The sequence below is a fragment of the Mycobacterium colombiense CECT 3035 genome (genome assembly GCF_002105755.1).
In the GTDB taxonomy this organism is placed as follows: domain Bacteria; phylum Actinomycetota; class Actinomycetes; order Mycobacteriales; family Mycobacteriaceae; genus Mycobacterium; species Mycobacterium colombiense.
Genome location: NZ_CP020821.1, coordinates 4,327,295 through 4,349,652, shown reverse-complemented (window position 1 = coordinate 4,349,652; position 22,358 = coordinate 4,327,295). Strand labels below are relative to the sequence as shown.

The window sequence follows — 22,358 nt, the reverse complement described above, 5'->3', positions numbered from 1 at the left end:
CCTCTCACTGGCCACCTCCAAAGTCAGCGGGTGCCGCCGGACCGCCCGCGTTCGGGGCGGGCACGGACACCGGGGCCGGCGTCGGAGCGACCGGGCCCGGGATCACCTCCGGCCCCGGCGGTGGCGGCTGGATCGGCACCGGAGCGTTCAGCCCCATGGGCGGCACGATCGGGTTCTCGTCGTAGGCGTTCGGCGGACCCGGCGGGGTCTGCAGGTTCGACTGGACGGGCGCGATGTTCGGCCCACCCATCAGCTCTTCCAGCGAGTCCGGCGTCATCAGGCCCGCGGTGATCGGCCCGACCTGCTGCCCCTGCATGCCCGGGGCGACGATCCAGCCCGGCTGGGTGTTGCGGTGCGACGTCGGGGTGTCCGGCACCCAGATGCCCGGGACGGTGGTGTCCTTATAGCCGTTTGGCGGGTGCAGCCGGTCCTCGGAGTAGGCGACCTCCTTCGGCAGCGTCTCGGCCGTGCTGAACAGGTTCAACCCGAACGGCGGGTAGTTGAACTTGATCGCGTCGAGAATCGGCGACAGGTACTGCGCGCACAGTTCGGCCGACTCCTGGTAGCCCAACCGGCTGCCGGCCTGGATCGCACTACAGATGAACTGCATCGGGTTCGCGAAGTTGGTGATCGACGGGATGGCCACCACCGAGCCGTGCGACGGGTGATAGATCTGGTTGATGTTCGCCGCGGCCGTCGGCAGCACGTGCAGCGCGGTCTCCAGCCCATTCAGCGGATCCGGTTGCAGCAGCGCGTTCGTCGCCGTTTCCAGGTTATTGATGTCCTGGACCAGCACCCCGCGGTTCTGGTCCAGCCAGGGCCGCACGGTGGTGAGCAGGCTGTCGAACTGCTGGATGGCGTTGGACAGGTCGCTGTCGGAATGCGCCAGCCGCGTGGTGAAGTCCGCCAGGTTCTGGTTGAGCGCGACGAACTGCTGGTCGTCGTTGTGCAGCGCGTTGACGAACAGCGCCAGGCTGCGCACCACCGCGAAGAAGTCGCCGCGACCCTCGTTCAGCGCGGTCAGCGCCTGCGACAGGCTGGTCAGCGTGGCGTTGAACTGCTTGCCCTTGCCGGCCAGCCCGTTGGCGAACGACTCGATGACCTCACCGAACGGGCCCTTCGGCTGCTCGGGTGTGGGGCCGAGCTTGGAGATGATGTTGGTGATGCTGTTGCGCAGCTGGTCCCACTCCACCGGCACCTGGGTGCGCTCTTCGGGAATCACCGCGTTGTCGGCCAGCACCGGCCCGCCCTTGTAGGCCGGCTCCAGCTGGATGGCCCGCGACGCCACCAGGGTGGGGTTGAGGATGACCGCCGAGGCGTTGGCCGGCACCCGGTACTGGTTCTCGTAGTGGAAGGTGACCTTCATCTTGTCGCCGACCGGCTCGATCTTGTCGATCGCGCCCACCCGCAGACCCATGATCTGGACCTTGTCGCCCGGGTACAGCGCGTTGGCCGCCGGGAAGTAGGCCACCACGGTGTTGGTGGTCAGCTTCTCGTACAGCCGCCAGCCGACGTAGCCGACGATGAGCGCCAGGATCACCACCAGCGATCCGATGATCACCGATGCCCGAGACAGCCTCGGCAGCCGGATGTTGCGGATGTCAAAGATGGTGCTCAATTCTGGCTACCTCCCCCCGCTGCGCCACTGCCTCCGGCTCCGCCGGGATTGATGAACGGTGCCGGCAGTTGGTTGCCCGGCCCGGGCGGCGCCGCGGGTCCCGGCGGGAATCCCGGCGCGAACGTCGACGGCGGCGGCACCGGTCCGGCCGGTGCGAGGTTCTCGGTGCGCGCGCCCGGGGGCGCCTGCGCCGGCAGCGGCACCGGTGTGCCCGGCACGTCGGGCGGCGGGTCACCCGGCCGGCCCGCGATCGGGATGCCCGGCGTCGGCGGCAGACCCGCGGGGTTCGGCGGCGACGTCATCACGTCGACCGGAGCCGGGAAGCCCGGCCCACCGAACGGGCCCGACGTCGCACCCGCGCACGGCAACGGATTCCACGGCCGCGGCAGGCCCTCGTCGCCCACCGTGACGTTGCCGCCCGGGTTGGCCGGCGTGTACGAGCACGGCGATCCCGGGGGGACGGCCGGACCCGGGTGATCGGGCGTGCCCTCGAGCACCGGCGGCGCCGGCGGCGGCGCGCCGTTGGGGAACCGGGTGCCGTTGGGGTCGGGGAACCGGTAGGCCGGCAACCCCGCACTGCGCCAGAAGTTCTCCGGGTCGATGCCACGCTTCTTGAAGGCGGCGTCGACCCACGGCTGCGAAATCTGGTACAGGGCCAGGTTGTGCAGGACCACCTTGAAGAACGGTCCCGACGCGATGGCCTCGTTCAGCGAGGGCAGGAACTTGCCGACCTCGGTGAAACCGTTGGCCAGGTCGTCTTTGCGCTGCACCAGGATGTCGCTCACCGTGCGCAGCTGCTCCAGCACGTGGTTCAGGTTCGGGTTGTCGTTGATCAGGCCCTTGACCTGTTCGGAGAACGCGGCGATGTTGCCCAGCAGCGCGTTGATGGCCTGGCCGCGCTCGTTGAAGGCGGCCAGCAGGGTCTTGGTGTTGACCAGCAACCGGTCGATCTGGTCGCTGCGGTTACCGAGGATGCCGGCCACCTGATTGGCCTGGGCGAGCAGGTGCTTGACCTCTTCGTCGCGCTTGCCGATGGTGTCGGAGAACTTCTCCACGCCTTCCAGCGCCGGGCTCAGGTGCGGGTAGGTCTGGTCGATGGTCTGCGACAGCACGTGCAGCGACCGCTTGACGGTGTCGATGTCCCAGCCCTGGGCGGCCTTGGTGACGTCGAAGAAGGCGTCGTAAATCTGGTAGGGGGTGGTGCTTTGGCCGATCGGCAGCGTCGCCCCGGGTCGTAGCGGCTGGTTGCCGCGCGCCTCGAGTTCGAGGATCTTCTTTCCGAGGATGGTGTCGGTCTTGACTGCGATCCGGCTCTCGGTGCCGAACGTTGCTGTGCCGGTATTGAATTGGACCAGGATGTGGTCGCCGTCGATCTTGAGGCCCTCCACCTTGCCGACGTCCACGCCGGCGATGCGCACTTTGTCGCCTTTGCTGAGGCCACCGGTGTCGGAGAACTGGCCATAGTAGTGCGGTTTGGCCATCAACATCGGGACACTGGTGAAACTTTGCCCCACGCCGATCACCAGCACCGTCACGACGATGCCCATCAGCCCGATGCGAAGCCGGTTGGGTGGTTCCAGTGTTCTCATTGCGGCGTGCACCTACCCGTCGGCTGCTGGAACAGCCGGACCGTGCGGACCGGGCCGCCGGCCTGCAGGCCGTTGATCTTCAGGGTGATGTCGCAGGCATAGAAGTTGACGAAGTCCCCGTAGGACCCGATGGCGCGTCCGATCATGTTCAACGCGGTCGGCACCTTCTTGAGGTAGTCCTGCAGTTGGTCTTGCTGGTCGATCAGCGGCTGCTGCACCGCGTCCAGGTAGTTAATCGTCTTGTGCAACAGTCCGCGGTCCTCGGCGAGCAGGTCGGCGACGGTGCCTGCGGCGTTGCTGATGTGCGCGGTGCCCCCTGCCAACTGGTCGCCGTGGTCCTTCAGACCGGTGATCAGCACCTCGAGGTTGTTGATGGTCTGGTCGAACTGCTGGCGGTGCCGAACGGTCGTGTCCAGCACGGTGTTCAGGTTCTTGATGACCTCGCCGATCGCCTGGTCGCGCTGGCCGAGCTGACTGGTCAGCTGCGCGGTCTGATCGAGGATGTCGTTGATGGTGCCGCCCTGGCCCTGGAACACGGTGACCAGCGCGCTCGCGATGGTGTTGACCTTCTGCGGGTCCAGCGCCCGGAACAGCGGCTTGAACCCACCGATCAAAGCGTCGAGGTCGAGCGCCGGCTGGGTGCGCGCCAACGGGATGAACCCGCCGGCCGGCAGCACCTTGTCGGCGCCTTCGCCCTGACCGCGCTTGATCTCCAGGTAGCGATTGCCGATCAGGTCGAGGTAGCGGATCTGGGCGGTCGTCGACTGATACAGCGGGATCGAGCGGTCGACGTTGAACTTCACCCGGGCGCGCTTGCCGCCGTCGACCAGCTCCACCGAGTCGACCTTGCCGACCTCAACCCCCGACGCGCGGACGAACTGTCCCGCGCGCAGGCCGCTGACGTTGGTGAACTCCGCCGAGTAACCGTTGGTGCGGTCGAACCGCATCTGACCGAACACCACGATGATCATCACGGTGAAGATCAACAGCACCACCGAGAAGATGCTGAGCTTGACAATGGTTCCGGTGATTTTCATGGGTTGATCGTGTTATCCCCTACCTGGCGTCCCCAGACGTACTCGATCGCGTACGGCGATCCGGTGTCCAGGTGGTTGTACGGCGCGAGGCTGTTGCCGGAGTCCATCACCAGCTCCGGCGCGGGCCACAGGTCGTGGGTGAGCGGCTGCCAGCACCCCGGCGCACCGCCCGGGCCGCCGCGCGCGTTCACCCGCGGCAGGTTCTCGGGGTAGACGTACGGGTTGGGGGCACCGCCGACCAGGCCGGCCGTGGCGCCGAGCCCGAGCGTGAGCGCCGCGACGGCCACCAGCGACAGCGGGTTGGCGATCAGCCCCAATCCGGACAGCGCCTGGGTGTGCGCCACCAGCGAGTAGCCGTTGCCGCCCAGGAACGACGAGGCCTTGGGCTCGATGTCGTGGTAGTTGCGCACGGTGCAGAACAGCTCGGGGCTGTAGGTGTCCAGCAGCTGCGCCGTCGGCACCAGATCTTCGGCGCCGCGCGCCAGATACGGCCCGCCCTTGTTAAACAGGTCCGCGCCGGTGTTGCCGAACCCGGCCGCCGACAGCAGCGCCTGATCCAGATCCTTTTGCTGGGCGTTGATGGTGCGCGAGGTGATCACCGCGTTGTTCAAGAAGTCCAACAGGTCCGGCGCGGCGTTGGCGTAGGTGTCGCCCAGGGCCGCCAACTGCTGAATGTCCTTGCGCGCCTGCGGCAGCTGCGGATTCACGTCATCGAGCAGCACGTTGGCGTTGGTCACCGACTGGCCGAACTTCTCCCCCAGCCCGGCCAACGACTGGGCCGCCGCGCTCAACGTCAGATTCAGCTTGACCGGATCCACCTTCTCCGCGATCGAGGTGATCGTCTGGAACAGCGTGTTGATCTCGGTGGTCACCGACCGCGCATCGATCACCGTGTGTGTCGAAATCTTCTGCGGCGACGGGTTGGCCGGCGTCGTCAACGACACGTACTTGCCGCCGAACACCGTCGTCGCCTTGATGTCGGCGTTGACGTTCGACGGGATCAGCTTGAGGTACCGCGGGTACACCTCGAGGGTGAACTTGGCGGCCGGCTTGCCGTCGCGCACCGTCTCCGCAATCGACCCCACCCGGCCGATCTCCACCCCGTTGTAGGTCACCTTCGAACCGGGATCCATCACCAACCCGGCCCGCGCCGCCAGCATCGTCAACTCGGTCTTGGGCGTGAAGTTGCCCCGGAACTGGCCGTAGATCAGGGCCAGCGCCAACGCGAAGACGACCAACAGCGCGACGCCGGCCAGCTTGTACGGCGGCGTCCGCGGGGCGTTGGTCTGGATCGGTCGGGCCATGGCGGTTACACCGTGAGTGCGAAGTTCGGGTTGACGCCGTAGAGCGCCAACGCGGCGGACAACACGACAACCTGTACCGACACCAGCGAGAAGCGCATCGAGCGGCCGACGGCCTCACCGACGCCCACCGGGCCGCCGCCGGCCTCGTAGCCGTAGAAGCAGTGGGTGATCATCACGACCGCGGTGATGATGATGGCCTCCAGGAACGACCAGAACACGTCGTCGGGACGCAGGAACGTCCGGAAGTAGTGCTCGTAGGTGCCGTTCGACTGTCCGTAGATCACCGTGGTGGTGATCTGCGGGGACAGGAAGGTCATGATGATCGCCATGGAGTAGATCGGGATGATCACGACCAGCCCGGCCATGATGCGGGTGGAGGCCAGGAACGAGATCGATTTGATGCCCATCACTTCCAGGGCGTCGACCTCCTCGCTGATCCTCATGGCGCCCAGCTCCGCGGTGGCGCCGGCGCCGACCGTGGCGGCCATCGCGATGCCGGTGACGACGGGCGCGGCGATGCGCACGTTGATCAGCGCGGCGAAGAACCCGGTGAACGCCTCGACACCGATGTTGCCCAGCGAGGCGAAACCCTGGATGGCGACCAGCGAGCTACCGGACAGCGTCACGAAGCCGACGATGGCGACGGTGCCACCGATGACCGCCATCGCGCCGGTGCCCATGCCGATCTGGGCGATCAGCCGCAGCGTCTCCTTGCGGTAGTTGCGCAACGCGTGCGGGATGTGCCCGACGGCGAGAGCGCCGAACCACGCCATCTGGCCGATGTCGTCCAGACCGCGGGACGCCGCGAGGCCATAGCGGTTGAGGTTCTCTGCCGCCCGCGGGAAGCGGGCGCGAAAGACGGCGGAAGTCGACATTTCAGTGCCCCGTCCCGAACCGCACACCGATGGTGGTCAGCACCACGTTGACGGCATAGAGCGCGACGACGCAGAGCACGACGGTCTCGTTGACCGCGGTGCCCAGGCCCTTGGAGCCGCCGCGCACGGTCAGGCCGCGGTAGCAGCCGACCAGGCCGGCGATCAGGCCGAAGACGGCGGCCTTGACCGTCGCGATGACGACCTCGGGCAGGCCGGTGATGGTCGTCAACGTGGCCAGGTAGGCGCCGCCGGAGACGTTCTGCAGGTAGACGCCGAACAGGTAGCCGCCGACCAGGCCCACGGTGATCACCAGGCCGTTGAGCAGGGTGGCGACCAGGGTCGCGGCGACCACGCGGGGCACCACCAGCCGGTGGATCGGGTCGATGCCGAGCACTTCCATCGCGTCGATCTCTTCGCGGATGGTGCGGGCACCCAGGTCCGCGCAGATCGCGGTCGAGCCGGCGCCGGCGACCACCAGCACCGTGGTCAGCGGGCCGAGCTGGGTGACCGCGCCGATCGCGGCGCCGGCGCCGGACAGGTCGGCCGCGCCGAACTGGGCGAGCAGGACGTTGAGCGTGAAGATCAGCAACACGGTCAGCGGGATCGACACCATGATCGTCGGCAGGAACGCCACCCGCATGATGAACCAGCACTGCTGGATGAATTCGCGGTACTGGAACGGCCAGCGGAACAGCGCCTTCCCGGTGAGCACGCACATCCGGAAGAACCCCCCGACAAGCGTCAGGGGCGTCTCCAGTTGGTCGCGTACATAGCCGACCAAGTAGGGACCCCGCCCACTTGTCGACGTTGAAGTCACCGTTGCCCCCTCTGGCCGTCACCGCGCGCCTCCTGGCGTCGCGGCGGATCGTCTAGCACGCCTAGCCCCCTTACCGTCCCCCGCAAGCGGTCGGTACCCCCAGTGCGGCCGGGGGTGCTCCCACCTCGCCCCGGCATGATGCCTGTGACCATCGGCTCCCTACTGGCAAGTAGTAACGGAGACCACAGGAATGTACCCGATGGCCAAGCACGTGTGAACCGCATCTGCACAATTAACCCTTCGCCAACAGCTGGCAAACGTTACAGCTCCCGTCAACTTTCCTTTCTGCTCCTAAAATCTCTTGGCCTAGAATGGATTTAGTCGATTTCTCCGACGCCGTAGCGAACTCGCAGTTCAGTCTTGAGCACCTTTCCGGCCGGGTTGCGCGGCAGCGCGTCGACGATCTCGAGCGCCTTCGGGTGCTTGTACCGCGCAAGCCGTTCGGTCAGAAACTCATCGAGCTCGTCGAGCCGTAAATTGTCGCCCGCGACAGCGGCGACCGCGATGGGCACCTCACCCCACTTTTCGTGGGCGCGGCCGATCACGGCGACCTCGACGATGCTGGGGTGGCTGGCGAGGACGTTTTCCACCTCGGCGCAATAGATGTTCTCGCCGCCGGAGATGATCATGTCCTTCTTGCGGTCGACCACCCACACGTAACCGTCTTCGTCCATCCGGACGAGGTCGCCGGAGTGAAACCAGCCGCCGGCGAACGCTTCCGCCGTGGCTTCCGGGTTGTTCCAGTAGCCGCTCATCAAAGTCGGTGCGCGGTAAACGATTTCGCCGACCTCACCGATCGGCACGTCATTCATGTTCTCGTCGACGACACGGGCTGCCACGGTGGGGATCACCTTGCCGACCGAACCGCGTTTACGGATGGCGTCTTCGCCTAGCAACATGCACGTGACCGGCGACATCTCCGTCTGGCCGAACGCGGCCAGGATCTGCGTGCCGGGGAATCTCGCCGACATCTCCCGCAGCAACGCGTCGGGGGCCGGCGCGGCGCCCCACGAGATCACCCGCAACTTCAGCTCGCGCGGGCGCGCGTGCTGTTCGGCGCAGACCGCCTGCCACTGGGCGGGCACCAGAAAGATGCCGGTGACCTTCTCCGCGGCGAGCACGTCGAGCAGCTGCCCGGGCTCGAAGGCGCCGAGCGGGTAGATCACCGTCGGGATGCCGAGCAGCACCCCGGTCAGCAGGTTGCCGATGCCGGCGATGTGGAAGAACGGGACGCCGATGAACCCGACGTCGTTGTTGATGTCGGCGCCGTTGGTGTACAGCCCGGTCATCGTCTGGCCGGTCAGGTTGGTGTGGGTCAGCACGGCGCCCTTCGGCCGCCCGGTGGTGCCCGAGGTGTACATGATCAGCGCCGGCGAGTCGTTCGGGATGTCGACGGGCTGGTGCTCCTGGCCGACCTCGTTGATCAGGTCCTCGTAGCCGAGCACGCTGTCATCGGTCGAGCCGCTGGCCACCACGACGGTGGCCAGCAGCGACTCGATGTCGCGAACCCCGGTGGCCACCGGCGCCAGCACGGGTTCGGTGACGATCACACGCGCTTCACAATCCTGGACCAGGAATGCGATCTCGGGCGGGGTGAGCCTGAAGTTCAGCGGGACCGCGATGGCGCCGAGCATGTTGACGGCCAGCACCGACTCGACGAACTCGGTGCGGTTGAGCATCAGGATCATGACCCGGTCGCCGAAGCCGACACCCCGGCGGCTCAGCGCGTCGGCGAGCGCCGCCACCCGGTCGCGCAGGTCGCCCCACGTCAGGGTCTTGCCCAGGAACCGCAGCGCCGTCGCCTTCGGCTGCATCAGCGCATGCCGCTCCAGCTGGTTCACCCAGTTCTGTCGCCGGGCCAGGTATGGCTGCTCGTTCGCCTGTGTCTGATGGTTCGCCAGTTGCGCGGTCAAACTCAGCACTCCCCTTCACTCGCGCACCGCTTGCGCCAGGTTGATATTTGATAAAACTTCGTGTTGTGTGGGTCACACTATGGCGTTGACGGTCCACTGACAAGTCCCGGCTAACGCCCGTCAAAACTTAAACCCCGTCCCGCCAAGCCCACGAAAGCCCTGGCAGCCCCCGTGAACGCACCGATGTCAATGCAGCCGAGGAGTCGGCGGCCGCTACGCCGGGCGCAGCTGTCCGATGAGGTGGCCGGTCACCTGCGGGCGGCGATCATGTCCGGCACCCTGCGCCCCGGGACGTTCATCCGGTTGGACGAGACCGCGGCCGAGCTCGGGGTCAGCGTCACCCCGGTGCGCGAGGCCCTGCTGAAGCTGCGCGGCGAGGGCATGGTGCAGCTCGAACCGCACCGCGGCCACGTCGTGCTGCCGCTGACCCGACAGGACATCGAGGACATCTTCTGGCTGCAGGCGTCGATCGCCCGGGAGCTGGCGGCCGCGGCCACCGACCACATCACCGACGCCCAGATCGACGAGCTGGACCGGATCAACGACTCGCTGGCCGCGGCCGTGGGCTCCGGCGACGCCGAGACCATCGCGGGCATCGAGTTCGCGTTCCACCGCGTCTTCAACCAGGCAAGCGGCCGGATCAAGCTGGCCTGGTTCCTGCTCAACGCCGCGCGCTACATGCCGGTGCTGGTCTATGCCGCCGATCCGCAGTGGGGAGAGGCCGCCGTCGACAACCACCGCCAGCTGATCGCCGCGCTGCGCCGCCACGACACCGCCGCGGTAATCGAGCACACCGTGTGGCAGTTCACCGACGCGGCCACCCGGCTGACCGAGATGCGCGACCGCATCGGAATCTTTTAGCGGCGAGCGCACCGCAGGCTAGGTCGCGGCCAGCTGCTCGGCGCGCTGCTTGAGGCTTTCGGCCAGATGGTCGAGCACATTGTTGAGGAGCTGCTTCACCATCGGCGCCGGCACCGGCATCGAGGTTTCGACGTCCAGGTCCACCGTCAGCAGGCTCGACGCCCCCATCGGCACCACGCTGAACAACTGCTCCTGCTTGGTGAACAGGTCGCCCTGCTGCAGCACGGTCTGGATCTGGTTGTCGCCCGGGTAGTACACGGCCTGGATGAACATGCTCTGCATGCCCTGATAGTCGGTATCGAGCCGCAGCTGGCTGGGCCGCCCGTCGTCGTAGCGGGCCAGCACCCAGAGGCCCTTGATCTCCTCGTTCCACTGCGGGTACGCCTCGAAGTCGCCGACGATCCTCATGATCAATGCGGCGTCGGCGTCCACCTCGACGGTCTTGCTCATGACTGGCATGCGCGAAGCATAGCCGGGCCGGCCGCGCGTCCTTGCGGTGCCGTCGCGGCCCCGTGCGGTGACGAAAACCCTGGTGCCGGGCCGTTATTGGTCGACCTGTCAGTCCACGGTGGCCGTGGCCAGCAGCGCGCGAACGGCGTCGGGAATCGGGACGGACTTGCGGGTGACCCGGTCGACGTAGACGTGCACCCAGTGTCCGAGCGCGGTGATGGGTTGGGCCTGAGTTGCCGCGGGCTCGGCCCGGAAGACGCCCAGCCGGTAGGTGACGCTGCTCCGGCCCAGCCGCGTGACGGCCAGGCCCACCCTGAGGTCCTGCGGGAATTGCAGTTCGGAGAAGTAGCGGCAACCCGATTCCGCCACGATGCCCAGGGCGGGCGTGGTGAGCGGGTCCAGCCCGGTGCTGGTGTTGATCCACGCGTTGATCGCGGTGTCGAACAGCTGGTAATACACGGCGTTGTTGAGGTGGCCGAACATGTCGTTGTCGGCCCACCGGGTTCCGACCGGCCACAGCACCGGAAAATCGTTGCTGGTCAGCCCGTCGGGTGCGGGCGGAACTACGGAAGCCGACGCCATGGTTGTATTCCAGCATGCCTTCAATCCGGGGCGCGGTGCTGGAGCACATCGGGTCACCTCGGCCCTACGCGCAGTCGCGGCCGATCGCCGTCACCGAGCTCGACCTGGCGCCGCCGGGACGCGGCGAGGTCATGGTCCGAGTCGAGGCGGCCGGCGTCTGCCACTCCGACCTGTCGGTGGTCGACGGCAACCGGGTGCGGCCGGTGCCGATGTTGCTCGGCCACGAGGCCGCCGGGATCGTCGAGCGGGTCGGTGAGGGCGTCGACGACCTGGCCGTGGGTCAGCGGGTGGTGCTGGTGTTCCTGCCGCGGTGCGGCCATTGCGCGGCGTGCGCGACCGACGGCCTCACGCCGTGCGAACCGGGCAGCGCGGCGAACGGCGCCGGCACCCTGCTCGGCGGCGACATCCGGCTCAGCCGCGCCGGGCACCCGGTGTTTCACCACCTGGGCGTCTCGGGCTTCGCGACGCACGCGGTCGTCAACCGCGCCAGCGCGGTCGCAGTGCCCGGCGACGTGCCGGCCGACGTCGCCGCGCTGCTGGGCTGCGCGGTGCTCACCGGCGGTGGCGCGGTGCTCAACGTGGGACATCCCCGACCCGGCCAGACCGTCGCCGTCGTCGGGCTGGGCGGTGTCGGGATGGCGGCGCTGCTCACCGCGCTGACCTATCCCGACGTCCGCGTCGTGGCGGTCGATCAGCTGCCGGAGAAATTGGCGGCAGCGCGCCGCCTGGGCGCCCATGACGCCTACACGCCGCAGCAGGCCACCGACGCCGGGGTGAAGGCCGCGGTGGTGGTCGAGGCCGTCGGTCATCCGGCCGCGCTGGAGACCTCGATCGCGTTGACCGCGCCCGGGGGCCGGACCGTTACGGTGGGCCTGCCGCCGCCCGCCGCCCGAATCAGCGTGTCGCCGTTGGGCTTTGTGGCCGAAGGCCGGTCGTTGATCGGCAGTTACCTCGGCTCGGCGGTGCCCAGCCGGGACATTCCCCGTTTCGTCGAGCTGTGGCAGTCCGGGCGGTTGCCGGTGGAATCGTTGGTGTCGTCGACGATTCCGCTGGAGGGCATCAACGAGGCGATGGACAACCTGGCCGACGGCACCGCCGTCCGGCAGCTGATCAGATTCGACGGTTAGTCGTTGTGCAACGCGCTCGCCAAGGCGTCGCCCTGCAGCGCGAACAGTCGTTGCGAGCCCGCCCAATGCGGCAGCAGCGAGTCGAACCCGTGACAGGCGCGCGCGAAGACGTGCAACTCGGCCGAGACCCCGGCGCGCAGTAGCCGCAGCGCGTAGTCGATCGCCTCGTCGCGAAACGGGTCGATCTCGGCGCAGGTGATCAAAGCCGGTGGCAGTCCCGCGAATTCGCCGCGACGGGCGGGCACCGCGGTTTCGGCTGTGCTGGCCGGGCCCAGGTAGTGGCGCCACATCAGGTCGGCGGCCTCGCCGTCGAACGCCGGGCTGGCGCGGAACTCCGCCTTCGACAAGGTGCCCCGATCGTCGAGCACCGGCTGGTGCAGCAGCTGGAACACCACCGGCGGCGCCGCCCCGTCGGTGGCCCGCTGTGCCAGGCATGCGGCCAGGGCGGCGCCGGCGCTGCTGCCGGCGACCGCCAGGCGTGCCGGATCCGCTTCGAGCGCAACCGCGTTCGCGGCCACCCAGGTCAGCACGGCGCCGGCGTCGTCGAGGGCCGCCGGGTAGGGGTGTTCGGGGGCGAGCCGGTAGTCGACCGACACCACGGTGCAGCGGCCGCGGCGCGCCAGCTGCACGCACTGAACGTGATCGGTGTCGAGGTTGCCCAGCGCGAAACCCCCTGCGTGGCAGAACACCACGGCCGGCGCCGGGCCCTGCGGCCCGCCGCGATAGATGCGCACGTCGACACCGCCGGATCGCGTCGGCACGCGATCCCCGACGATCCGGACCCCGTGCGCATCGGTCCGCTCGGCGGTCAGCCGGCGGCGCTCGTTGAACGGATCCCGGGTGAGTTGGATTGCGGCCAGCGAGAACTCGGTGCGCGTCGTCGCGACCTCCCGCAGCGCGGGATCCAGGCGATCGGCCCCGTCCAGCCCCGTCACCGCGCGCCCCGCTGCGGCGCGGTGACCGGGTCGGGCGCCGACGTGACGGGCGGGGTGAAAGTAAAGTCGGCCGGGACGAACCTGCGCGTCATGCTCCAGAAAGCGCGCGCGCTGCGCGGCCACTGGGTGACCACCCGCCCATTGGGGGCGCGAAAGTAGTTGCTGCACTGGGTGGTCCACACCGTACCCACCATCCACCGATCGATCTTGGCGACGAAGTCGGCCAGCGCTGCGGGCCGCACCGCAACGTAGCGCTTGCCCCTGCGCCGCAGATATTTCAGCGCCCGCACGACGTAGCGCGCCTGCGCCTCGAGGATGAAGATGACGCTGTTGGAGCCGACATTGGTGTTGGGACCGTACAGCATGAAGAAGTTGGGGAAGCCCGGCACGGCCATGCCCAGGTAGGCGTGCGCCCCGTCCCGCCACACCTCCCGCAGGGTCATTCCGTGCTCGCCGGACACGTCCAGTTCCGCGAGATAGTCGGCCGCGGCGTAGCCGGTAGCGCAGACCACCAGGTCCACCTCGCGTTCGGTGCCGTCGTCGGTCACCAGGGATCGGCTGCGCAGGGCGCGCGCCGGGCTGGTCACCACCTCGACGTTCGGCCGGGTCAACGCGGCCAGGTAGTCCGACGAGAACACCAGCCGCTTGCAGCCCATCGGATGCTCCGGAGTGAGCTTGCGGCGCAGTTCCTCGTCGTCGACCGACTTCTCGAGCATCCCGAGCGCGACGGCCTTGAACTGCTCGGTCTTTTCGCTGCCATGCTCGATCACCGCGATGTTGGATTCGCTGCGCAGCCACAGCCGGGCCCGGTACAGCCTTTTGGCGAACGGGAGGTGCGCGAACAGCCAGCGCTCGCGCCGCGTGTAGTGCCGGTCCGGCTTGGGCAGGATCCAGGTCGGCGACCGCTGCACCGAATACACCTTGTCGGCGACCCTGGCCAGCTCGGGGATCAGCTGGGAGGCCGTCGAGCCGGTGCCGAGCACGGCGATCCGCTTGCCTTCCAACGGTATCGAGTGGTCCCAGCGCGACGAGTGCATCACCGTACCGGTGAACGGCTCCTCTTCGGTGAGGTCGGGAAGCAGCGGCCGCGTGAACAGTCCGACCGCCGACACGACGACGTTGAAATGATGCTGCTCGCCGGACGCGGTGGTCAGGCACCACAGTTGACTCTTCGGATCCCATTGCGCCGCCTTGACTTCGGTGCGCAGGCGCAGGTGTGACCGCAAACCGTACTTGTCGGCGCAGCGCTGGAAGTAATCCAGGATCTCGGGCTGCCCCGACCACAGCCGCGACCAGTCGGCGTTCAGGTCGAACGAGTAGGAGTAGAGGTGCGACTTGACGTCGCACGCCAGCCCCGGATAAGTGTTGATCCGCCAGGTGCCGCCGACGCCGTCCTCCCGGTCGAAGATGGTGAACCGGTCAAAACCAGCCCGTGACAGCATGATTCCCAGCGCCAGTCCGCCGGGTCCGGCACCGATGATGCCGACGTTCATCGGATCTGCAGGCATTGCCCACCGTCGATGATGAGTTCGGAGCCGGTGATGAACGACGCCTCGTCGGAGACCAAAAAGGCCACGGCATCGGCGACTTCACCGGCCTCGCCGATCCGCCCGAACATCGACGCCTCGGCCAGCCGCGATTGGGTCGCCTCGTCGAGCATCGATGTGGCGATCGGCCCGGGGAAGACGGCATTGACCCGGATGCCGGAGGGCGCCAGTTCGGCGGCGACGGTCTGGGTCAGTCCGCGCAGCGCCCACTTCGACGACCCGTAGGCGCTGTGCTGCGGGAACGGGCGGATCGCGCCGGTGCTGCAGATGTTGACGATGCACGCGTTCGACGCCTTACGTAGGTGTTCCAGCGCCGCGCGCATCCCGAGGAACGGGCCCAGACAGTTGACCCGCCAGGCGGTTTCGAAACCTTCGGGCGTCTCCTCGGTCAGCGACGCCCGATGCAGCACGCCGGCGCAGTTGACCAGCGTGCTCAGCGACCCGAAGCGCCCGACCACCTCCGCGACCACGGAGTCCCAGCGCTCCGGCGCGGTGACGTCGAGCTCGAGCGCGATCACGCCGTCGTCGCCCGCCTTGCTGACCGCGGCGCGGAGCTCATCGATCCGCCGGTCGCAGGCGGCCACCGCAAAGCCCTTGCCGCGCAGGCGGTTGGCAATCGCCTCGCCCTGTCCGCCGGCGGCGCCGGTCACCAGCGCGACGCGTTGGTTCATGTTGGACTCACCTCGGGGCTGTTGGCCAGGCCGGCGCTGGTGACGAAGCGGCAGCGGCGCCGCGCAAACCGCCACTGCCCGGCGGTGCGGGTCAGTTCGTCGTCGTAGATCGCCGGCCGCAGCTGCAGGTCGCCCGCGCGGACGAACAGTACCTGCGATCTGGCGGTGGCCCGCTCCCCCACGACCTCGATCCGCGCGCTGCCGTTCAGGTGCAGGCCGCGCGCCGCGGCGCGGAACATGCCCGCGATCGCATCATGGCCGGCAAAGGTCTTGCCGTAGACCAGGAATTCGCCGTCGGGCGCGAACAGGTGCACGCACTCGTCGGCGTCGCCGACGTCAAGCGCCAGGGCGTAACCGGCGAGCAGTTCGCGGATCGCGGCCTCATCGTCGCGGGCGTCGCCCGTCATTGCGTCGCCTCACGCAGGTGCTCCGCGGCGCCGCGGCGCAGCGCCTGTGACTCCGCGGCCAGGGTGATCATGCCGAACCCCAACTGCGCCATGGCATGACCCGTCTTCCCGTCCCCGGCGTGAATGCCGGTGAGCAGGCCCGCGTCCGTCGCCACCCGATGGATGCGCACGATCGCGTCCAGCACGTCGGGATGCCGGGTGGCGCCGACGACGCCGGCCCCGAGTGAAATGGCGAGATCGGCCGGGCCGACGTAGATTCCGGTGAGCCCGTCGACGGCGCAGATCTCGTGGATGCCGGCCAGCGCGGCCGCGGTCTCGATCATCGCGAACACGCCGGCCCGTGCCTCGTGGGCGGCGGGGTCGTGGCCCAGGCTGGCGCGGAGCGGGCCGAAGCTGCGCACGCCGCGCGGTGGGTAGCGGGTGGCGGCCACCGCGGCGGCGGCCTGGTCCGCCGACTCGATCATCGCGATGACGACGGCGTCGGCGCCGGCGTCCAGCACCCGACCGATCGGTGCCGCGTCGGCGTTGGGCAGGCGCACCACGGTGCCGACGGGCACGTGCTCGGTGCGGCGCAAGATGCGGGCGATGTCGGCGTCGTCGAGATAGCCGTGCTGCGCGTCGAAGCCGACGTAATCGTAACCGGCGCGGGCGAATTCCTCGGGTCCCAGCGCCGTCGGGCCGGTGACCCAGCCGCCGAAGATCGGGGTCTTGCGGCTCAGCGCCCGCTGCAGGTTGCTCGGCGAAGTCATGGTCGGCTCATTCGGCGATCGCGATCTTGATGCGTTCGGGGTCCGGCCGGCAGGCCAGGTCGAACGCGTCCTGCACGCCGTCGATGCCGAACGTGTGGGTGAGGTAGGCGCCCAGCAGCCAGGGGTGCTCGGCGGTGAACTTGCCGGCGAGCTCCAGCATCCTCTGGCGGTCCAGCGTCACACCGGATTTCAGGGTCAGGTTGTTGCGCAGCATCACCCGCATGCTGATCGGATACATCTCGTCGTCGGCGACGCCGAAGTAGAACACGGTGCCGCCGGGGGCGGCGGCGTCGATGGCGTGGTTCAGGGTGGCGACCTGGTGGCCGACGGCCTCGATGACGACGTCCGCGCGGTCGCCGGGCCCGAGCTGGCTCACCCAGCGGTCGCTGGTGGCGCGCACCGGGTCGTCGACCCCGAAAGCCCTTGCGACATCGCGGCGATCGATCGGGTCGACCCCGGTGACCCGCCGCGCGCCCGCCGCCTTGGCGACGTAGGAGAACAACAGGCCGATCGATCCCTGGCCGATGATCGCGACGTGACGGCCGGCCAGGTCGCCGAGCTGCTCGCACGCGTAGAGCACGCAGGCCAGCGGTTGCAACCCGACGGCCTGGGCGGGGGTCAACGCCGGATCGTAGGGCGCCAGCCCGTCGCCGCTGCTGACGATGCGTTCCATCAAGCCGTCGAACCCCGACGCCCAGCCGACCACGTGATCGCCCGGCCGGTGTGCGGGGTGCCGGCTGGCGATCACCTCGCCGGCGACCTCGTGGATGGGGAAGCCGTCTTTCTCGGGACCGCTTCGGCCGTCGTCACCGGGGATCCGTCCCCTGGCGCCGCGAAAGGCCGGGAGGTCGCTGCCACAGACACCGGCGGCCGAAAACCGCAGCAGCACCTGACCGTCGGCCAGGCACTCGGGCGTCTTGTCGTCGATCGTGGTGCGCTCGAACAGGTACGGGGCGATGATCCGGTGCGACCACACGTCAGACCTCCACCGGAATGTTGTTCCAGCCCCATTGGAAGCTGGACGGCAGCCGGGTGGCGGCGTCACCCTGGATCGCGAAATCGGGCACCCGGCGCAGCCATTCCTGTAGCAGCACAGCCACTTCCAGCCGGGCCAGATGGTAGCCGATGCAGAAGTGCTGGCCACGGCCGAACGCCAGCGAGCGCCGGATCGGCCGGTCCCAGACGAATTCGTCGGGCTCGGGGTATTCCCGTTCGTCGCGGTTGGCCGAGGCGAGCAGGGTGATGACGCGCTGGCCCGGATTCAGGGTTTCACCGTGAATCGCGAAGGGCTTGCGCACCGTTCGGGCGAACCACTGCGCCGGCGCGCAGAATCGGATCATCTCGTCGCGGGCGACGAGCACGTTGCTGTCCAGGTCGGCGCGCACGGCCGCTAGTTGGTCGGGCCGCCGGCTGAGCTCCCAGAGTCCGTGCGCGACGATCTTGGGCACCGTCTCGGTTCCCCCGATGAAGATGCACAGCATCTGGGTCGCGACTTCCATGTCGTCGAGCGCGCCGCCATCGGGCAGGCGATAGCCGAGCAGGCCGTCGACCACGTCGAGCGGTCCCCCGGACGGATCGGCGCGCCGACGCTGGACCGCGGGCAGCAGGTACTCGAAGTAGTTGGGCCGTGCCTGGCCGGTGTCCACGCCTTCGCCGGGCTGCGCGAGGCTGCCGGCGTTGACCGTGGCGAGTACCTGGGGCGCGAGATCGGTTGGGATGCCGCACAATTCGCATACGATGGCGGCCACCACGATGCCGCCGTAGTCCTGGGTCAGGTCGAACGAACCGCCCGGCAGCAGCGCGTCGAGGCGTTCGTTGGCCAGCGCACGGATCCGGCCCTCCAGGTCCGTGACCGACCGTGGCCGAAACGGCCGGGAGTGGGTGCGCCGGATCTCCCCGTACAGGTCGGCGTCGAACATGGCGTGAAACGGCAGCGGGTGCAGCGGCGGGTCGTCGACCGGGCCGCTGTTGTGTTGCGCGAGAACCGATGCCGGTGGCAGCGTGCCTTCCGAAGCGACGAACGTGCCGTTGTTGACCTCCAGCACCGTCCAGATGTCCTCGAACCGCGACAACGCGAAGGTGTCCCATTGCGGCATGTAGTAGACCGGGTGGCGGTCGCGCAGGATCCGGTAGTAGGGCAACGGGTTCGACATCACCGCCACGTCGAACGGATCGTAATGGAAGTCGGTCATATTCAAGGGGATTGGTGGCTCCGTCATTGCAGTGGCGATGGCGGGAGGGCCTGCAGGATGGAGTCCTCCCAGCCGTCGCGCAGCGCGGGAGCCACGCTCATCCACGTGACGATCTCGGCCGGTGGGCTCTCTTTCCAGGACGGATAGTGTTCGGCGAAGCAGTCCCAGCCGCCGTCCAGCGCCCAGTAGTGGATGACCTCGTTGTAGCGGAAAGTCGTGGTGAACGAACCCAGCCAGCGCTTGCCGGTGCGCTCCGACCACGGAACGTAGAGCCGCTCCAGCTCGCGGATGTAGTCGTCCTGACGGCCCGGCTTGGTCTGCATGATCTCTTGGATCACCAGCGGCGCAGCGAAATTCGCCTCCCGCAGCTGGGCGAGCGTCTTGTTGCTGGGGCCGGGGTACATGATGCGGCCCTCGCCCGAGGCGCCGATGTCGGCGAGGAACGCCGACCATTTGCCGGACGCGGCCTCGTGGCTGCCGCCGCGGGCCTGGGCGGCGCCGATCCTGGCGTAGTCGGCGAAGCCGTCGATCTCCCAGATCACCGTCACCTGTGGCCAGTGTCCGTTGTACGGCGTGGATTCCCAGATCGCGAACAGCCGGGCGCCGAGTTGTTCCATCATCGGCTGGTAGGTGTCGGCGAAGATTTCGGTGAAGCGGTCGCTTCGCCCGGATCCCAGCGAGATCGTCTCGTGCAGGTAGAGCAGTGTGTGGCCGAAGTATTTCTTCATGGGCTAGTCGAGCCGGATCAGCTCTGAGTCGGCCCCCGAACCCACATCGCACAGCAGCGTCTCGGTGGCATCGACCGTCGCGCCCGGAATGCCCGCCGCCGCAAGCGCATAGCCCTTGAACATGCGGGCGGCGCCGCTGAGCAGGTGCTGCGCCCGGGTCGTCGCACGGTTGATGCCGAGGGGCCATCCCTCACCCCATAACGCGACCTCGATCAGCCCGTTGTCCAGCGACTCGAGCACCGCGTCGCGCACCCGGGCGTCGGCGGTGAACACCTCGGCGCTAACGGCCAGGCTGGTAGAGCCAGTCCCCAGCCCGGCGAGCTGCGGCCCGAGCTCCGCCGCCCGCACCCCCAGGATCCGCAGCGGCCGGGTGTCGCAGCCGCGCGGCAGCAGCACGGTGACTTCCCAACCGGCCATGGCCCGGTCGTAGAGCCAGCCGCCGGCCGATCGCACGACATCGACGGCGTCGGCCGCGACGACGTCGAGCCGGTAGCGCAGGCCCTCGCCATTCACGTGGGCTGCTTTGGCGGCACCGGTCTTGCTGATGTCGAACGTCGGAGCGACCATCGATCCATTCCTCACCACCACCCGCCGCCGGTCGGCCGGCGGGTCTCAAGCGCTTGTCATGGGCTTTCTCAGGGGCTGCAGCCGCGTCACGCGTCGGGCGATGCGGCTCACCGGACAGCGTGACACTTCCGGCGAAATTTGTAAAGGTCCTGGCGGGCGGTCAGGACCCGCGGCGCGCCTCGAGCTCGGCCAGGACTTCCTCGGTGTGCTGCCCGAGTTCCGGTGCCGCAGAACGCGGCGCCCACGGGGTGCCGTGGAAATCCGCGGGTGTGGCCACCATCGGCACGGCCGCGCCGCCGTCGGGGACGTCGACGATGCCGCCGGCGGCGTGGAACTGTTCGTCGGCGACGACGTCCTCCAGGGTGTTAATGGGTGACCAGAAGAAATCCGGCTCTCCGGCGAACACCTGTGCCCACTCGTCGAGCGGCCGCGTCGCGAAGATTTCATCCAGGGCGGCGATCAGCGCGGTCGAGTTGACGGCACGGGCGCGGGCATCGGCGAACCGGGGGTCGTCGCGCCATTCGGGCCGGCCCACCGCCCGGCACAGCGCCGGCCAGTGCCGCTCGGGCTCCAGGCCGACGATCCAGAACCGCCGCCCGTCGGCGGCCGCGTAGTTGTTCATGCACGGGTTGCCCATCGTTTCGCGCTGGCCGATCGCGATCGGCTGCCCGCTCATCAGATAGGTGTTCAGGTCGAAGCTCACGGTGTAGGCGCCCTGCCGGTAGAGCGAGGTGCTCACCAGCTGGCCCGTCCCGGTGCGTTCGCGCGCGAGCAGGGCCGCGCACACGGCCGCGGCCATCGTCATCCCGGCGGAGTGGTCGCCCATCCCGCCGCGCTGAAACGGTGGCGTGTCGCCGGGCCGGGTGAGCAGGTGGGCCACCCCGGCCCGGGACCAGAACGCCGCGACGTCGAAGGCGGCACGGTCGGCGTCGGGCCCGTCTTCGCCGTATCCGGTGATGAGCCCGTAGACCAGGCGTGGGTTGGCGGCCGACACCGACTCGAAGTCCAGGCCGAGGCGCCGCAGCGCGCCGGGGCGCACGTTGGTCAGGAAAACGTCTGCGGCGGCGAGCAATTCGAAAGCGGTGCCGCGGCCCTCGTCGGTGCCCAGGTCCAGCACGACGCTGCGCTTGGACCGGTTGTCCATCTCGAACGGCGGGTTGAGGCCCAGATCGCAGCCCAGCATCCGGCCGAACATGCGCGCCGGATCACCGGTGGGGGGTTCGATCTTGATCACGTCGGCGCCCCAGTCCGCCAGGATGCCGCCGGCGGCCGGTCCGGCCACCCAGACCCCGAGTTCGACGACCTTGACGCCTGCTACCGGTCCGGCCATGGGTAAGTTCCTACCCTGTCGGCGCGCCGGGGCGCACGCATCCCCCCGATTCGGCGGGCGGCGTCAGCTCGCCACGCGCGCCGCGAAGGCGCCGTCGTGGTCGAACGCGGCGCGGTTGGCGTCGACGTAGTCGCCGACGGTCATCGGCCGGTGCCCACCGATCACCTCGACCAGGTTGTTCTCTCCGGCGAAGACGCCGTCCTGGTAGTCCTGGGCAACGCTGCTGATGTGCTGGACGAAGAAGTCCGGCCGGCCCTGCGCGGTCAGCGCCGCGGCGAAGACGGGGATGCCGATCGGCTCGTAGCGCACGGCGATGCCGAGCGCGTCCGACATCTGCTCGGCGATGCGGTAGTGGTCGAGTTCCTCGGCGCCCACCAGCGGATAGATCTGCCGATCGTGCGGGGCCGGGTTCTGCAGGATGGCGGCGATGACGCCGGCCTGGTCGCGCCCGGCGATGGGAGCGTGGCGTCCATTGCCGAACGGCAGCCGCAGCACGCCTCCGTCGCCGCTGCGCGCCCATTGCCATTTGAGCCATTCGGCGAAGAAGGTCGGGCGCAGATGGGTGGTGCCGAAGGCGAACCGGTCCAGCAGGCGCTCGGCGATCCAGTGATGTTGCGCGGCATGGCTTTTCGCCTCACGCCGCGCGGATATTTGGGACATGTTGACCACCGCCCGCACGCCGGCCTCGCTGGCGGCCTGGGCGAAGATGGCCGTGGCAGGCAGCAGGCTGCCCGGGGCGATCGGGTAGCAGAAGTAGGCGGCGCTGACCCCGGTCATCGCGGCGCTGACCGCGTGGAAGTCGAGCAGATCACCCTCGACGATCTCGGCGCCCAGCCCGGCCAGCGCCGCGGAACGCTGATCGCTGCGGTGCACGAACGCGCGCACCCGGTGCCCGGCGGCGAGCAGCAGCTCGACGGTGGGCGCACCGGTGTTGCCGGTCGCCCCGGTGATGAGAAAGAGCTGATCCGATGGCATCTTCTGACTCCTCGCTGACTAACGATGTCGTTAGTAAGATACAAGCACGATATGCTGGATAACGCAAGCGTTAGCCAAAGGGGA

At 68.6% G+C, this 22,358-nt stretch carries 22 protein-coding genes; 2 read left to right on the top strand and 20 right to left on the bottom strand.

All coding sequences use genetic code 11. From position 1 onward, the window contains the following. Positions 1-4 precede the first annotated feature (4 nt). From B9D87_RS20430 to fadD5, 7 genes are all read right to left on the bottom strand, one after another. Entirely contained in the window at positions 5-1,618 is a 1,614-nt protein-coding gene (locus tag B9D87_RS20430; RefSeq protein WP_007769194.1) for a virulence factor Mce family protein, read from the bottom strand. After that, entirely contained in the window at positions 1,615-3,207 is a 1,593-nt protein-coding gene (locus tag B9D87_RS20425; RefSeq protein WP_007769197.1) for a virulence factor Mce family protein, read from the bottom strand. Before B9D87_RS20425 ends, B9D87_RS20430 begins: the two co-directional genes overlap by 4 nt. Next, positions 3,204-4,244, bottom strand: a complete 1,041-nt coding sequence (locus B9D87_RS20420; protein WP_007769199.1) for a virulence factor Mce family protein — start codon at positions 4,242-4,244, stop codon at positions 3,204-3,206. The genes B9D87_RS20425 and B9D87_RS20420 overlap by 4 nt, the downstream gene beginning before the upstream one ends. Beyond that, the gene (locus tag B9D87_RS20415) at positions 4,241-5,548 is read right to left on the bottom strand and encodes an MCE family protein (RefSeq protein WP_007769202.1); all 1,308 of its coding nucleotides are present in this window, start codon (positions 5,546-5,548) and stop codon (positions 4,241-4,243) included. Before B9D87_RS20415 ends, B9D87_RS20420 begins: the two co-directional genes overlap by 4 nt. A 5-nt stretch (positions 5,549-5,553) precedes the next feature. Continuing rightward, positions 5,554-6,423, bottom strand: a complete 870-nt coding sequence (locus B9D87_RS20410; protein WP_007769208.1) for an MlaE family ABC transporter permease — start codon at positions 6,421-6,423, stop codon at positions 5,554-5,556. Position 6,424: 1 nt separating this feature from the next. Then, on the bottom strand, positions 6,425-7,240 hold the full coding sequence (locus B9D87_RS20405) for an MlaE family ABC transporter permease (RefSeq protein ID WP_040629451.1): 816 nt from the start codon (positions 7,238-7,240) through the stop codon (positions 6,425-6,427). A gap of 317 nt (positions 7,241-7,557) precedes the next feature. Further along, positions 7,558-9,153 (bottom strand): fatty-acid--CoA ligase FadD5, encoded by a 1,596-nt coding sequence (gene fadD5, locus B9D87_RS20400; protein WP_040629599.1) that lies wholly within the window; start codon positions 9,151-9,153, stop codon positions 7,558-7,560. Positions 9,154-9,336: 183 nt separating this feature from the next. Here fadD5 and B9D87_RS20395 point away from each other — a divergent pair, with 183 nt between their 5' ends. Then, on the top strand, positions 9,337-10,014 hold the full coding sequence (locus B9D87_RS20395) for a GntR family transcriptional regulator (protein WP_193787386.1): 678 nt from the start codon (positions 9,337-9,339) through the stop codon (positions 10,012-10,014). Between the two features lie 18 nt (positions 10,015-10,032). On the opposite strand, the gene B9D87_RS20390 is transcribed toward B9D87_RS20395, so the two are convergent. Both B9D87_RS20390 and B9D87_RS20385 read right to left on the bottom strand, forming a co-directional pair. After that, positions 10,033-10,473 (bottom strand): SRPBCC family protein, encoded by a 441-nt coding sequence (locus B9D87_RS20390; protein ID WP_007769219.1) that lies wholly within the window; start codon positions 10,471-10,473, stop codon positions 10,033-10,035. A gap of 99 nt (positions 10,474-10,572) precedes the next feature. Continuing rightward, on the bottom strand, positions 10,573-11,046 hold the full coding sequence (locus B9D87_RS20385) for an acyl-CoA thioesterase (protein WP_007769220.1): 474 nt from the start codon (positions 11,044-11,046) through the stop codon (positions 10,573-10,575). A 14-nt stretch (positions 11,047-11,060) separates the two neighbouring features. Here B9D87_RS20385 and B9D87_RS20380 point away from each other — a divergent pair, with 14 nt between their 5' ends. Further along, a complete protein-coding gene (locus tag B9D87_RS20380) occupies positions 11,061-12,173 on the top strand; it encodes an alcohol dehydrogenase catalytic domain-containing protein (RefSeq protein ID WP_007769222.1) in 1,113 nt (370 codons plus the stop codon). On the opposite strand, the gene B9D87_RS20375 is transcribed toward B9D87_RS20380, so the two are convergent. The 11 genes from B9D87_RS20375 to B9D87_RS20325 form a co-directional block, all read right to left on the bottom strand. Continuing rightward, complete coding sequence (locus B9D87_RS20375; RefSeq protein WP_007769224.1) at positions 12,170-13,108, bottom strand: alpha/beta hydrolase; 939 nt, start codon at positions 13,106-13,108, stop codon at positions 12,170-12,172. The two genes, B9D87_RS20380 and B9D87_RS20375, sit on opposite strands and share 4 nt — an antisense overlap. Next, positions 13,105-14,616 (bottom strand): flavin-containing monooxygenase, encoded by a 1,512-nt coding sequence (locus B9D87_RS20370; protein ID WP_040629457.1) that lies wholly within the window; start codon positions 14,614-14,616, stop codon positions 13,105-13,107. Before B9D87_RS20370 ends, B9D87_RS20375 begins: the two co-directional genes overlap by 4 nt. After that, the gene (locus tag B9D87_RS20365) at positions 14,598-15,326 is read right to left on the bottom strand and encodes an SDR family NAD(P)-dependent oxidoreductase (protein WP_007769228.1); all 729 of its coding nucleotides are present in this window, start codon (positions 15,324-15,326) and stop codon (positions 14,598-14,600) included. Before B9D87_RS20365 ends, B9D87_RS20370 begins: the two co-directional genes overlap by 19 nt. Continuing rightward, positions 15,323-15,733 carry a nuclear transport factor 2 family protein gene (locus tag B9D87_RS20360; protein WP_007769232.1) on the bottom strand — a complete coding sequence of 137 codons (411 nt, stop codon included), beginning with the start codon at positions 15,731-15,733 and terminating at the stop codon, positions 15,323-15,325. Before B9D87_RS20360 ends, B9D87_RS20365 begins: the two co-directional genes overlap by 4 nt. After that, positions 15,730-16,482, bottom strand: a complete 753-nt coding sequence (locus tag B9D87_RS20355; protein ID WP_007769236.1) for an HpcH/HpaI aldolase family protein — start codon at positions 16,480-16,482, stop codon at positions 15,730-15,732. Before B9D87_RS20355 ends, B9D87_RS20360 begins: the two co-directional genes overlap by 4 nt. 7 nt (positions 16,483-16,489) lie before the next feature. Further along, positions 16,490-17,458 carry a zinc-binding dehydrogenase gene (locus B9D87_RS20350; RefSeq protein WP_007769237.1) on the bottom strand — a complete coding sequence of 323 codons (969 nt, stop codon included), beginning with the start codon at positions 17,456-17,458 and terminating at the stop codon, positions 16,490-16,492. A 1-nt stretch (position 17,459) separates the two neighbouring features. After that, positions 17,460-18,674, bottom strand: coding sequence for a cytochrome P450 (locus B9D87_RS20345; protein WP_007769239.1), 1,215 nt, complete (start codon positions 18,672-18,674; stop codon positions 17,460-17,462). A 23-nt stretch (positions 18,675-18,697) separates the two neighbouring features. Then, on the bottom strand, positions 18,698-19,402 hold the full coding sequence (locus B9D87_RS20340) for an NIPSNAP family protein (RefSeq protein WP_007769240.1): 705 nt from the start codon (positions 19,400-19,402) through the stop codon (positions 18,698-18,700). A gap of 3 nt (positions 19,403-19,405) precedes the next feature. Beyond that, positions 19,406-19,969, bottom strand: coding sequence for a hypothetical protein (locus B9D87_RS20335; RefSeq protein ID WP_007769241.1), 564 nt, complete (start codon positions 19,967-19,969; stop codon positions 19,406-19,408). A 160-nt stretch (positions 19,970-20,129) separates the two neighbouring features. After that, complete coding sequence (locus tag B9D87_RS20330) at positions 20,130-21,299, bottom strand: CaiB/BaiF CoA transferase family protein (protein WP_007769243.1); 1,170 nt, start codon at positions 21,297-21,299, stop codon at positions 20,130-20,132. Between the two features lie 63 nt (positions 21,300-21,362). Continuing rightward, complete coding sequence (locus B9D87_RS20325) at positions 21,363-22,274, bottom strand: NAD(P)H-binding protein (RefSeq protein WP_007769246.1); 912 nt, start codon at positions 22,272-22,274, stop codon at positions 21,363-21,365. Between the last annotated feature and the right edge of the window lie 84 nt (positions 22,275-22,358).